The following is a 14,059-nucleotide window of genomic DNA, read 5'->3' on the forward strand; positions in this document are numbered from 1 at the left end:
AGGGGTGAAAAAATGAATGATACCTTTATAAAAGAAAATATATATGAAATACTTGATCATGTAGATGAAGGTATTCACATTATAGATAAAAATGGGAGGATAATCTATTATAATAGATTTGCCCAAACAATTGATGATATTGACAGAGAAAGAGCTGTAGGAAGACATATATTAGAGATTTACCCTTCCTTATCAGATGACACCTCAACTCTCTTGACCGTTATGCGGACAGGAGAGCCCATATACAATGTGGAGCAGACCTTCATAAACTACAAGGGAAAGAAGATTACTACTATTAATTCTTCAATTCCAATAAAGGCCAGTGGCAAAATAGTTGGGGCATTGGAAATTTCAAAGGATATAACTCAAGTAAAGGAAATGTCTGAAACCATAGTTGATTTACAAAGTAAACTCTATAGAAACAATAAAGATAAAAATATAGATTCTAAAAACAAAGAAAGAGGAAAATATACTTTTGTAGATATAATAGGCGAGAGCAAAGAGATGCTAGCTCTTAAATCCCTTGCTTTAAAGGCTTCAGAAACAGATGCTCCTGTACTAATATATGGAGAAACAGGAACAGGAAAGGAATTATTTGTTCATTCTATACACAATGCTAGTCCAAGAAGATACAATCCATTTATTGCACAGAACTGTGCAGCTCTTCCTGCAAATCTACTAGAGGGAATACTATTTGGTACAGTAAAAGGTGGATTTACAGGGGCAGAAGACAGGGAAGGACTATTTGAACTAGCTCATGGAGGAACACTTTTCCTAGATGAAATCAATTCCATGCCATTAGAACTTCAGGCAAAACTTCTTAGAGTACTTCAAGACAGCACAATTAGACGAGTTGGTGGAACAAAGACCATAGATGTAGATGTGAGAATTGTTTCAGCAACCAATATCCCACCAGAAGAAGCTGTCGAAAACAAACTTTTGAGAAAAGACTTATATTATAGATTGAGTGTAGTTAATTTTCAAATACCTCCCCTAAAACAAAGAAAGGGAGATATAAAACTACTTACAAATTACTTTATCAAGAATATGAATGAAAAACTTAATAAATCTGTAGTGGGAGTTTCCAATAAAGTGATGAAAATATTTGAAAATTACCAATGGGAAGGAAATGTGAGGGAATTAGAAAATACTATAGAAGGAATAATGAGTTTATACGATATGGAAGTAATAGATGTAGAGCATATCCCTCAGAAGTTTAAGACTCATATTGAAAGGGAAACAAAGCCCCATGGGAAATCTTTAAAAGAAGTGATTGAAGACACAGAAAGAAATATAATAGAGGATACACTAAATATGACAGATGGAAATATAACTCATACAGCGGAAATTTTAAAGGTCCCTAGACAGACATTACAGTACAAAATAAACAAATATGAACTAAAATAGTGCCCAAAATTAGGCGGAAAATATTTTTGGAATGAAGGGCTTTAAAATAGAATGAGGTGTTTACTAGCCTTCAAGGGATTGATATAGTTGGCATATATTTTGCATATTTAATATATACAGAGAAAACAAATTTCATTGACAATATTTTAACAATAGGAGGAATGTAAAAATGAAAAAAGGATGTCCTTACGGAACACACAGAGTTATTGAACCAAAGGGAGTATTACCACAACCAGCTCTTAAAATTGACAATGATATGGAAATATACGACAACGAAATATTAATTGATGTTCAAACACTTAATGTTGACTCAGCTAGTTTTACACAAATTAGAGAACAAGCTAATGGAGATCATGAAGAAATCAAAAAGATCATGAAGGGTATTGTTGCTGAAAGAGGTAAACATCAAAACCCTGTTACTGGTTCAGGCGGAATGCTTATAGGTACAATTGAAAAAATCGGACCAGCACTAGAAGGAAAAACTGATCTTAAAGTTGGAGATAAAATAGCTACATTAGTTTCATTATCCTTAACACCACTTAGAATTGATGAAATAACTGAAATCAGATCAGAAATTGACCAAGTAGATATCAAAGGAAAAGCAATATTATTTGAAAGTGGAATATATGCAAAGATTCCAACAGATTTACCAGAAAACTTAGCACTATCAGTATTAGACGTAGCAGGAGCACCAGCTCAAACTGCAAAATTAGTTAAACCTGGAGATACAGTAGTTATATTAGGTGGAACAGGAAAATCAGGTATGCTTTGTCTATACGAAGCTAAGAAGAGAGCAGGAGTTACAGGAAAAGTTATTTGTATAGGTTCACGTGATAAGACTATTGAAAGAGTTAAGAATGCTAATTTGGCAGATGTTTATATCAAAGCTAATGCAACTAATGCAGTAGAAGTAATGGACAAAATTGCTGAAGCAACTAATGGAGAAATGGCTGACATTGTTATCAATACAGTTAATATTCCAAACACTGAAATGTCAAGTATATTAGCAGCAAAAGACGATGGATTAGTATACTTCTTCAGTATGGCTACTTCCTTTACAAAAGCAGCTCTAGGAGCAGAAGGAGTAGGAAAAGACGTAACTATGATTATGGGTAATGGATATACTAAGGGACATGCTGAAATTTCACTACAAATCATGAGAGAAAGTGAAACATTGAGAAAGATATTTGAAGAATTATATGCTTAATGTAAAATCAAACCTTAAAAAGGAGGAAATCTCAAATGAGGTCATGTAAAGATATCGAAATATGGAAAAACGTCACAGAAGAAGAATGGAATGACTGGCAATGGCAAGTAAGAAATAGAATCACTGATGTAGAAACACTTGGCAAAGTTATCAATCTTACAGAACAAGAAAAATCAGATATAGGGGAAGTACTAAAGAAATTTAGAATGGGTATTACTCCATACTATGCTTCATTAATGGATCCAAATGATCCAAATTGCCCTATTAGAAAACAAGCAGTTCCAACTATTATGGAAACTCATCTAAGTGCTAGTGATATGGAAGACCCACTACATGAAGATACGGATTCACCAGTACCAGGATTAACTCATAGATATCCAGATAGAGTACTATTCTTAATAACTGACCAATGTTCTATGTACTGTAGACATTGTACTAGAAGAAGATTTGCTGGACAAAATGATATGGGTGTACCAATGGATAGAATAGACAAATGTATAGAATATATCAGAAATACTCCTCAAGTAAGAGACGTATTACTTTCAGGTGGAGATTGTCTATTAGTATCTGATGACAAACTTGAATACATCATCAAGAAATTAAGAGAAATTCCTCATGTTGAAATAGTAAGACTAGGTTCACGTACACCAGTTGTTATGCCAATGAGAATTACTGACAATTTAGTAAATATGCTTAAGAAATATCATCCAATTTGGCTAAATACTCATTTCAATCATCCAAAGGAATTTACTCCTGAATCAGCAGAAGCTTGTAGGAAATTAGCAGATGCTGGTATTCCACTAGGAAACCAATCTGTATTATTAAGAGGAGTAAATGATTGTCCAAACATCATGATGGAATTAATGCATGGATTAGTTAAGATGAGAGTTAGACCATATTATATTTACCAATGTGATTTATCAATGGGAATTGAACACTTTAGAACAAAAGTATCTAAAGGTCTAGAAATAATGGAATCTCTAAGAGGACATACTTCTGGATATGCAGTACCAACATTTGTAGTTGACGCTCCAGGTGGAGGAGGAAAAACTCCAGTTATGCCTCAATATCTAATTAGTTCATCACCTACAAAAGTAGTTTTGAGAAACTATGAAGGTGTTATTACAACATACACTGAACCACAATATATAGAAGAAGAATGTAATTGTCCAGTTTGCCGTGGTGAAAGAGAAAGACATATTGGCGGAGTTGCAGGACTTCTTCGTGGACCTGAAGTAAAAGCTCTTGAGCCTACACAATTAGACAGAAGAGAAAGGGCAGAAAAGAGAAATCAAAACAAATAGTCATATAAAGGGGTGTTCTAGTTGCTTTTAGAACTTATCAGAGGAAAATACAAAACAATATCTATAGTAGGAATGGCAAAAAACACAGGTAAAACTGTCACTTTAAACCACCTTATTGAAGAAGCAATTGATGAAGATATTACCATTGGAATCACCTCTATAGGACGAGATGGGGAAAGTGTGGATTTGGTTACAGAAACAGAAAAGCCCAAGGTGTTTGTTGAAGAAAACACCTTGGTAGCTACCACCACAGATGTGCTTCAACTTGGAGATGCAAAAGTAGAATTGATAAAGGTGACAGATTTTAGAACTCCCCTAGGTGCTATTGTAATAGGCAGAGTAAAAGATAGCGGATATATACAGATAGCAGGTCCTCAAAGAGTAAAAGAAGCAAAGGAAATCTCGGATTTTATGCTTCAATTAGGAGCGGAATTTGTCATAATAGATGGAGCCTTAGATAGGGTGTCCTCAGCAGCCCCCTCTGTTTCGGAAGGGACTATCCTAGCTACAGGTGCTACATTGAGTAGAGATATGAACAAAGTAATTGAAGAAACACTACATGCAGCTAATTTATTTAAATTGCCAGAAGTTGAAGATGAAAACACGAGAAGTATCATAGAAAACATAATGGAATCAGGAAGGGTTTCGACTATTGACAAGGACGGAAAGGTAAATGAACTTAATGTGAAAACAGCTCTAAGTTGCGGAAGTATAATAGGAGACCACATAAGTGAAGATACCGAATATGTAGTTCTTCCAGGTTCGTTAGTTAAAAATACTATAGAGGATATGATTAAGACTACTAGAAGATATAAAAATGTTACTTTGGTAGTTAAGGACGGAACCAAAATATTTATACAGCCAAAAGATTGGCTTAGATTCAATAAATATGGTGTGAAAGTCAAGGCATTTAATAAGATAAATCTTGTTGCAATAACAACAAATCCTTATGCTCCTCAAGGATATTATTTTGCTCCAAGAGAATTTGTAGACAAATTAAGAACCTACGTTGTAGATGTGCCTGTTTTAGACGTAGTGCTTGGTGGTGAGTAAAATGGAGTTTCTAGACAATTTAACAAGTGAAGCATTGGATTTTCCTTATATCCTATCAAATATAAAAACCCTAACTCCCTATGGAAAGACTTACAAAGACCAGTTGCGACCATATCTTCCAGGGGAGGAAGCATCCCTTGTTCGTGAATTAGACAAAATAGATAGTGTATTGAAACATGTTCAGGATAGTGAGTTTAAAAAAGATATAAAAGGGATACTTGTTCACATAAAGGACTTGAGAACTTCTGTAAAAAGAACAATGGAAGGCAGCGTTCTCAATGAAGTAGAGTTGTTTGAATTGAAGAATTTTGTATTCTTTTTAAGAGACTTAGAGAAAATAATTAAGAAATACAATTTAGATCAATTTGAAGATATTGAAATAAAGAGAATAGAAAAACTTGAGAAACTGTTAGATCCAGAAGACACGAAAATTTGGACTTTTTATATATATGATGTCTATTCTGACGAACTTAAGAGGATAAGAGAACAGAAAAGACAGACGGAAAAGCAGATAAAAATAGAAAAAAAGGCATTAAAGGTAAAAATAAAAGAAGAATTGCAATTAGACCTTCGTCCCGATGGGACATTAGTAATTTCTAAAGAAGATGCTGATAATCTCCAAATTGTCGAAAAGCATCCTAATCTTTCTTATATTTCAGAAACCTATATGAATGTAAAATTTACAATCAAGCCAACGGAAGAGATAAGTGAACTTGATAGAAAATTGGTACATTTAAAAGAGAGAGAAGAATTAGAAGAGTTCAAAATTCGGGAAAAATTGAGCGGTGAAATTGCCAATTGCAGAAAGGCACTTTTTAGGAATATGGCGAGCATAGGTAAATTGGATCTGATTCTTGGGAAGGCTCAATATGCTGTTGATATAAATGGAGTGAGACCGGAAATATCTGAAAACCACCACATATATATTGAGAGCGGAAGACATCCTAAAGTTGAAGAGTTTTTAAGGAAAAAAGGATTAGAATTTACTCCTATAACTATTGAACTTGATAAAGGAGTTACTTGTATTACGGGAGCTAATATGGGTGGAAAGACTATAAGCTTAAAATTGGTAGGTCTTTTAGCCTCAATGGCACAGTATGGATTATTTGTCCCAGCAAAAAAGATGAGTCTTGGCTTAAGCAATTTTGTATCTACTTCCATAGGAGATATGCAATCTACAGATAAGGGACTTAGTACTTTTGGAGGAGAGATAAAATTAGTTCAAGAAGCTATCATGAAAGCTGATAAGAAAGGTATTATCTTAGTGGATGAACTAGCTCGTGGAACAAATCCAGAAGAAGGATATGCAATATCTAAGGCAGTTGTTAAAGATTTAAAGGACAAAGACTCTATAACTTTAGTTACTACCCATTATGATAATATTGCAAACTTAGAAGGAGTTTTACATTTACAAGTAGTAGGACTTTCAAAGATAGACTTTGATGTATTAGATAGTGAATTAAAAGATGTAGATGCGGACAAAATGGATATAATCAATAGATTCATGGACTATAGACTCAAAGTAGTAGAAAGGACTAGCGAAGTGCCTAGGGATGCAATAAATATTGCTAGACTTATGGGATTAGAAGAGAAAATAATAGAAGATGCTTTAAAGATACTAGAAGAAAAGTAAAGGAGGTTGAAATATGAATAGCAAATTGAATTTAGATCCAAATATCATTGATAGTGCCAGAAATGCTGCAGCAAATATTGCTGAAGATGTTCAAACATTTATAGATGCTCACACTACAACAGCTACAGAGAGAACAGTAGCAAGACTTCTTGGTATAGATGGCATTGATGAAATTGAAAGACCGCTTCCAAATATAGTGGTAGACAATATAAAAGAAGGTGGCGGACTAGGAAGAGGAGCTTCTTTTTGGATAGGAAATGCTATGGTACAAACAGGTGATGATCCTCAAACTATAGCTGAAAAGATTTCCCGTGGTGAAATCGATATAACAAGACTTCCTATAGCAGATGAACAAAAGATAAAAGAAGCAATATTACCAGTAGCAAAAAAAACTGTAGCAAAGATAAAGGCTAATAGAGAAAAGAGAGAAGAATATTTAAGAACATTAGGTGAAGGAAAACAACCTTATATTTATGTTATAGTTGCAACAGGTAATATCTATGAAGATATCCTTCAAGCACAAGCAGCAGCAAAACAAGGTGCAGATATTATAGCTGTAATAAGAACAACAGGTCAAAGTTTACTTGACTATGTGCCATATGGTGCAACTACAGAAGGATTCGGTGGAACCTATGCAACACAAGAAAACTTTAGACTCATGAGAAAAGCTCTAGATGAAGTAGGAGAAGAAGTAGGCAGATATATAAGATTATGTAACTATTGTTCTGGTCTTTGTATGCCTGAGATTGCAGCTATGGGAGCTATTGAAAGATTAGACGTTATGTTAAATGACGCACTATATGGAATACTATTTAGAGATATAAACATGCAAAGAACATTAGTTGACCAATTCTTCTCAAGAGTTATCAATGGATATGCTGGAATAATGATAAACACTGGTGAAGACAACTACTTGACTACAGATGATGCAGTAGAAGCAGCTCATACAGTATTGGCATCTCAGTTTATAAATGAGCAATTTGCCCTAAAAGCAGGACTTCCAGAAGAGCAAATGGGTTTAGGTCATGCATTTGAAATGGATCCATATCTTGAAAATGGATTTTTGTATGAATTAGCTCAAGCACAAATGGCAAGAGAAATATTCCCAAATGCTCCACTTAAATATATGCCTCCAACAAAATACATGACAGGAAATATATTTAGAGGTCATGTACAAGATGCTATGTTTAACATGGTTTCCATCATGACTCATCAAGGACTTCAACTACTTGGAATGCTTACAGAGGCAATTCATACTCCTCATTTACATGATAGATTCTTGGCTATTGAAAATGCTGAGTATGTATTCAACAATTGTAGAAACTTAGGAGATGAAATCGAATTTAAGGAAGATGGAATCATCCAAAAAAGAGCACAAGAAGTTTTAAAAGATGCAGAAGAATTATTAAAACAAATAGACAGAGAAGATTTATTCTCAACAATTGAACGTGGTAAATTTGGTGGAGTAAAAAGACCAAGAGATGGTGGAAAAGGACTTGACGGAGTATGTAAGAAAGATACAGGATATTTTAATCCATTCATCAAATTGATGCTTGGAGGTGAAAGATAATGGCACAAGTTGCAAAAGTAGATTTTACAAAAGTAAAACCTTATGGAGATACGATGAATGACGGAATGGTTCAACTTAGTTTTACCTTACCAGTACCAGATGGAGACGAAGCTATGGAAGCAGCAAGACAACTTGTTAAAAAGATGGGATTAGAAGAACCAAGTGTAGTTCATCATGCAGATTTAGGTTGTGAATATAGTTATTTTGTAGTTTATGCGAAATGTACTCACACTGTAGACTACTCAAAGATAGAAGTACCAAAAGTTGATGTAGAAACTATGAGTAAAGAAGAAGTAGAAGAATATATTGCAGAAAACATCAAGAGAAAAGTAGTAATAGTTGGAGCTTGTACAGGAACAGATGCCCACACAGTTGGAATAGATGCCATTATGAATATGAAAGGCTACAATCATCACTTTGGATTAGAAAGATATGAAGGAATGGAAGCTATAAATATGGGAAGCCAAGTTCCCAATGAAGAACTAGTAGCAAAGGCAATAGAAACAAATGCAGATGCAATACTAGTTTCCCAAGTAGTAACACAAAAGGATGTACACATCCCAAACTTAACACAACTAGTAGAACTACTAGAAGCAGAAGGACTAAGAGATAAGATAGTACTAGTATGTGGTGGACCAAGACTAAGCCACGAGCTAGCAAAAGAGCTAGGCTATGATGCAGGATTTGGCCCAGGAAGCTATGCAGAAGATGTAGCAAGCTTCGTAGTAACTGAAATGGTAAACAGAAACTTAATATAAGTCATGCGACAGCGTGTGAGTCATGAGTCAGGGGACAGTCCCCTGACTCATTTGTCAGTCGGTAAAAATGGTAAAAATGCGACAAACAAACTTACTTCCATTATTATACTTGAAAAAACTTCAACAATTGTTTGACTATTACAAAATTTTATCCTATAATTAATAGTAAATACAATAAAAGGAGGTAAAAGGATGTCTGACAAAGTTAATAAGGGGAGTGAGTTTAAGCCTTATGTGCCAGCCGATAAGGTAATGCCTGAGTTTACCGGCACTGCAATTTTCATTGGAGTAATCATGTCTATAGTATTTGGTGCAGCAAATGCCTATATTGGCCTTAGGGTAGGTATGACTATTAGTGCTTCTATACCTGCTGCAGTTATATCTATGGGAATCATCAGGGGTATCTTAAAGAGAGATTCCATATTAGAAAACAACATGGTTCAAACAATAGGCTCAGCTGGAGAATCATTGGCTGCTGGTGCCATATTTACATTGCCAGCATTATTCATTTGGTCTCAAGAACTTGGCATGGCAGAACCAAAATTATTGAACATCATAGTTATATCATTAGTTGGCGGAACATTGGGAGTATTCTTAATGTTGCCACTTCGTAAAGCTTTGATAGTAAATGAACATGGGACACTTCCATATCCAGAAGGAACTGCATGTGCAGAAGTATTAATAGCTGGAGAAACTGGAGGTTCTAAAGCTAGAACCGTATTTGCAGGTTTAGGAATAGGTTCATTATTCAAATTCATTGCAGATGGAATAAAATTATTCCCAAGTGAAATCGAATATGCTTTCAAAGGTTACAAAGGTGCTGCCATTGGTATGGATACATTGCCAGCACTACTAGGTGTAGGGTTTATTGTAGGCCCACAGATTTCAGGGTATATGCTTTCAGGAGCTATATTAGGATGGTTAGTTATCATTCCTCTTATGACACATCTAGGTCAATTTGTTACAACTGCTATATATCCAGCATCAGATCCATTATCTACATTAGGCTATTGGGATATGTGGTCATTTTATATTAGATATATAGGAGCTGGGGCTGTAGCATTTGGAGGAATATTGAGTTTAGTTAAATCATTACCGTTAATTTTCAGAACATTCAGAGATGCACTAGGTGGACTTAAAGAATCAAGTGGAACTAGAACAAATCTTAGAACAGATGAAGATATGTCAATAAAGATTGCTATCATAGGAGTTATCGCAATAGTATTATTTATAGGATTAACAGATATTATTCCAGTAGGAGTATTAGGTGCAATTATTATAGCCGTATTTGGATTCTTCTTTGCAACAGTATCAGCAAGATTGGTAGGGCTTGTTGGAAGTAGTAACAACCCAGTATCAGGAATGACTATAGCTACACTTTTAATTACAAGTATAATATTTAAGGCAACAGGATTTGTTGGAGAAGCAGGTATGATTGGTGCACTATCAGTTGGAACAGTTATTTGTATCATCACAGCTATGGCTGGAGATATGTCTCAAGACTTAAAAACTGGATTCCTTGTTGGTGCAAGTCCTAAGAAACAACAATATGGAGAACTTATAGGAGTTTTGGCTTCAGGTTTAGTTATAGGTTTAGTATTAGCATTATTAAATAAAGCATGGGGATTTGGTTCATCAGAATTACCAGCACCACAAGCAACTCTTATGAAACTTGTTATTGAAGGAGTAATGAGTGGAAATCTTCCTTGGGTATTGGTATTCATGGGAGTAGGTATAGGAATAATGGTTGAATTACTTGGTATTCAAATACTTCCATTTGCAGTAGGACTATATTTACCAATTCACTTGAGTACACCAATTATCATTGGAGGTATCTTAAGAGGATTACTTGATAAAAAGAAAATGGACGAAAAAGTTCTTCGAGAAAAAATTGATGGTGGAGTACTTTATTCTTCAGGATTGATAGCTGGAGAAGGTTTAGTAGGTATAATATTAGCAATATTAGCTATAATTCCTGCAACAGCAGACAAGAGTGTAGGAGATATTGTTGCATTTGGAAACAATATGCTAGGACAATGGGGTTCATTAATATTCTTTGGATTGTTGATTTTAACTTTGGTTAAGAACTCTTTCTGGAGGAAGGTTGACAATTGAAAAAAACCCAAAACTATTTAGACTATATTCCTGAGAAAGTTGAGAATATAAGTTCAAGGGAAACAGAAGATGGTAGAACACAGTTGATTATTGACAGAAACTCAACTTTAGAAAGAATACTGAGAAAGATTATATATATTCCAGAGAAGTACTATGTGGATTTAGACCCACTAGGTAGTTTTGTTTGGAACAATATAGATGGTGATAGGAGCATTTTTGAAATATCACAAATGGTAAAAGAAGAGTTTCAAGATCAAGCAGAACCTCTATATGAAAGATTGATAGAATATTTTGTCATATTAAAAAACAATAAATTTGTAAAGCTAAAGTGAGCTTTGCGACAGCGGGGACGGTTCTCGCTGTCGCATTTTTTAACCCCAGGCACCAATATTTAAATTATGGTATAATAAAAACAAAATAATCTAAATCTATAGGTATGGAGGTTAAACAATGGTCTTAACAGTTTTGCTGTTATTAAAAATAATGCTTTTTATATATCTTACAAGGATTGAATACAATAAAGTATTAATATTTATTGTTAGCAGTTTGTATATAGTATTTTTCTTTTCTTTAATATACTTTAGTAACAAAAAGAAAAAGCAGGCTATAGCTTTTAGTTTTTATAATATAATATCTGCCATTATGTTTGCGGATACAATGTATTTTCACTATTTCAATGGTATGCCATCAATTAAAATGTTAAAGCAATTAGGACAAGTGGCAGCTGTAGGAGATAGTGTAAAATCAGTTTTAAATCCATTAAATATTTTATTCTTGATAGATATACCTTTTTTATGTTTTTATTCTAGCCAAAAGAAGAAGAAACTTAAAAAATCACAGAAAATTTATAATAGAGATTTAAAAATTGGGATTCCCTATGTAATTATTTCAACTCTCTCAATTTTAATGATAATGATGTATACAAGTGGATATGGTTCTATTATTAGCAAACAAGAGCTGTTCACTTATCATGCTAAAGACATAGTATCTATTTTTAAAGATGAAGGGGAAGCCGTCATGGGTGAAGAACTATTCACCAATGAAGATTTAAGAAACTTAAGAGAAAGGGCCTCTACAATAGAGGGCAAGTATACTGGTATAGGTAAAGACAAAAATTTGATAGTAATTCAAGTAGAAGCACTACAAAACTTTGCATTAAATAGATATTATGAAGGGAAAGAAATCACACCAAATCTAAACGCATTTTTAGAAGAACAGGGAATCATTTATTTTGATAGATATTATCAATTAGTAGGATTAGGCAGTACTTCCGATGCTGAATTTGTTACATTAAATTCTCTATATCCTTCAATGAAAGATCCTAGCTATAATTATTATAAAGACAAAACTTTTTATGGATTGCCTTGGATATTAAGAAATGAAGGATACACTGCTTGGTCATTTCATGGATACAAGAAGGAGTTTTGGAGTAGAAATACTGCTCACAAAACTCAAGGATTTGAAAGATTAATAAGTGAAGAAGATTATGAAGTAGGAGATAAAATAGTCTTAGGGATTACAGATGAAGATTTTTTGGATCAGACTGTTCCGTATATAAAACAATTACAAGAACCTTATTTTTCATTTGTAATTACACTATCCAGTCATAATCCCTTTAATCTTCCTGAAAAGTATAAGGAAATTGATTTGAAGCCAGAACACGAAAACACTTTGTTTGGAAATTATATTCAATCTATTCACTATGCTGATAAAGCTTTAGGTCAATTTTTAACAGATTTAAAAGAGGAAGGATTATACGATGATACAGTTATAGCACTGTATGGAGATCATTTTGCTCTATCCAGTATGGATGAAGAAAACGTAAAAATAATGACTGATTATATGGGTAAACCTTATGATTTTGATGAAATGATGAATATTCCTTTAATAATTCATGTTCCTGAAGAAGAGATAAATGAAACAATATCAACTGTTGGCTCTCAGATAGATTTTTTACCTACAATACTAAATATTATGGGAATTAAAAATGAAAAGGGTGTTATGTTTGGAGTAGACCTAGCAAATTCAAATGAAGGAATTGTTGCTCAACAGATACACATGCTGAAAGGGTCCTTTATAGACAATGAAAAGATGTTTGTTATGTCTAGAGATGGAATATTTGATCACAGCAGAGCCATTGACCTATATAGTGGAAGGGATATAGATTTAATGGAATGTAGAGATAACTATGAAAGAGCCTTAGCTGAAATAGATAAATGTGAATTTATATTGCAAAACAATTTAATTAAAAATTTTATCACTGGTTCTAATGAAATAATATTAGAAGAAAAAGAAGATGATTTTCAAACAGAAGATTTAGAATATGTAGCATTAGGAGGGGGAGAAATAGAAGGTGTACAGAATTCTAATTCTCTAGATGCTATTGACGAAAGCTATAAGAATGGTTTTAGATGTATGGAACTTAATTTTCAGTGGACAAGCGATGAGAAACTAGTACTACTTCAGGATTGGGAAGGATCAGTTAAAAAGTTGTTCAATGTAGAGCCAAAGAAATACAGCCTTGAAGAATTTAAAAGTTTTGTAATGATAAATGGTTTAAAACAGATGACTTTGGAAGATTTAGCAAGTTGGATGAGAGATCATATAGATGCTTACATTATTACAACTATAAAAGAAGAAAATGTTAAAGCTTTAAAGTATATAAGGGATAACTATCCTGATATACAGGATAGAATTATACCTCAGATAAGGTATACAGGCGAATACTATCCAGTACTTGCTCAAAAATATAGAAATATAATATTTAATCTATCCCTTGGCAAGTATTCTGATGAAGAAGTAATAGACTTTTTAAATATTTATAAGCATTTTGCTGTAGTTATGCCAGTTGATAAAGCGAAGGGAGATTTTCCTCAAAAGCTGAAAGAACAAGGAGTTCGTTCTTATGCCTATGTAGTAGGGGATGAAAAAGCAAAAGAAAGGTTGGGGAAAAACGGTGTATTTGGATTCTACACCCACAATCTAGCACCATAAAGGGACAAATGCGACAAA

Annotated in this window: 10 protein-coding genes; all 10 read left to right on the top strand. The window is 33.8% G+C overall.

Annotated features, from left to right (window positions below; translation table 11 throughout):
• Nucleotides 1-12 precede the first annotated feature (12 nt).
• Nucleotides 13-1,407, top strand: coding sequence for a sigma-54 interaction domain-containing protein (locus BQ9840_RS08830; RefSeq protein ID WP_077369437.1), 1,395 nt, complete (start codon nt 13-15; stop codon nt 1,405-1,407).
• A 169-nt stretch (nt 1,408-1,576) separates the two neighbouring features.
• On the top strand, nt 1,577-2,614 hold the full coding sequence (locus BQ9840_RS08835) for an L-erythro-3,5-diaminohexanoate dehydrogenase (protein ID WP_077369438.1): 1,038 nt from the start codon (nt 1,577-1,579) through the stop codon (nt 2,612-2,614).
• Nucleotides 2,615-2,649: 35 nt separating this feature from the next.
• On the top strand, nt 2,650-3,918 hold the full coding sequence (gene ablA, locus BQ9840_RS08840) for a lysine 2,3-aminomutase (RefSeq protein ID WP_077369439.1): 1,269 nt from the start codon (nt 2,650-2,652) through the stop codon (nt 3,916-3,918).
• Nucleotides 3,919-3,939: 21 nt separating this feature from the next.
• Entirely contained in the window at nt 3,940-4,971 is a 1,032-nt protein-coding gene (locus BQ9840_RS08845) for a lysine 5,6-aminomutase reactivase subunit KamB (RefSeq protein WP_077369440.1), read from the top strand.
• Between the two features lies 1 nt (nt 4,972).
• On the top strand, nt 4,973-6,604 hold the full coding sequence (locus tag BQ9840_RS08850) for a lysine 5,6-aminomutase reactivase ATPase KamC (protein ID WP_077369441.1): 1,632 nt from the start codon (nt 4,973-4,975) through the stop codon (nt 6,602-6,604).
• Nucleotides 6,605-6,617: 13 nt separating this feature from the next.
• Complete coding sequence (locus BQ9840_RS08855; protein WP_077369442.1) at nt 6,618-8,174, top strand: lysine 5,6-aminomutase subunit alpha; 1,557 nt, start codon at nt 6,618-6,620, stop codon at nt 8,172-8,174.
• Complete coding sequence (locus BQ9840_RS08860) at nt 8,174-8,932, top strand: lysine 5,6-aminomutase subunit beta (protein WP_077369443.1); 759 nt, start codon at nt 8,174-8,176, stop codon at nt 8,930-8,932. Before BQ9840_RS08855 ends, BQ9840_RS08860 begins: the two co-directional genes overlap by 1 nt.
• 192 nt (nt 8,933-9,124) lie before the next feature.
• The gene (locus BQ9840_RS08865; protein WP_097677475.1) at nt 9,125-11,047 is read left to right on the top strand and encodes an OPT family oligopeptide transporter; all 1,923 of its coding nucleotides are present in this window, start codon (nt 9,125-9,127) and stop codon (nt 11,045-11,047) included.
• The gene (locus BQ9840_RS08870) at nt 11,044-11,379 is read left to right on the top strand and encodes a PqqD family protein (RefSeq protein WP_077369445.1); all 336 of its coding nucleotides are present in this window, start codon (nt 11,044-11,046) and stop codon (nt 11,377-11,379) included. The genes BQ9840_RS08865 and BQ9840_RS08870 overlap by 4 nt, the downstream gene beginning before the upstream one ends.
• 118 nt (nt 11,380-11,497) lie before the next feature.
• Entirely contained in the window at nt 11,498-14,041 is a 2,544-nt protein-coding gene (locus tag BQ9840_RS08875) for a sulfatase-like hydrolase/transferase (RefSeq protein ID WP_077369446.1), read from the top strand.
• Nucleotides 14,042-14,059: the final 18 nt, after the last annotated feature.

Source organism: Anaerosalibacter sp. Marseille-P3206 (assembly GCF_900155565.1).
Classification (GTDB): Bacteria; Bacillota; Clostridia; order Tissierellales; family Sporanaerobacteraceae; genus FUHM01.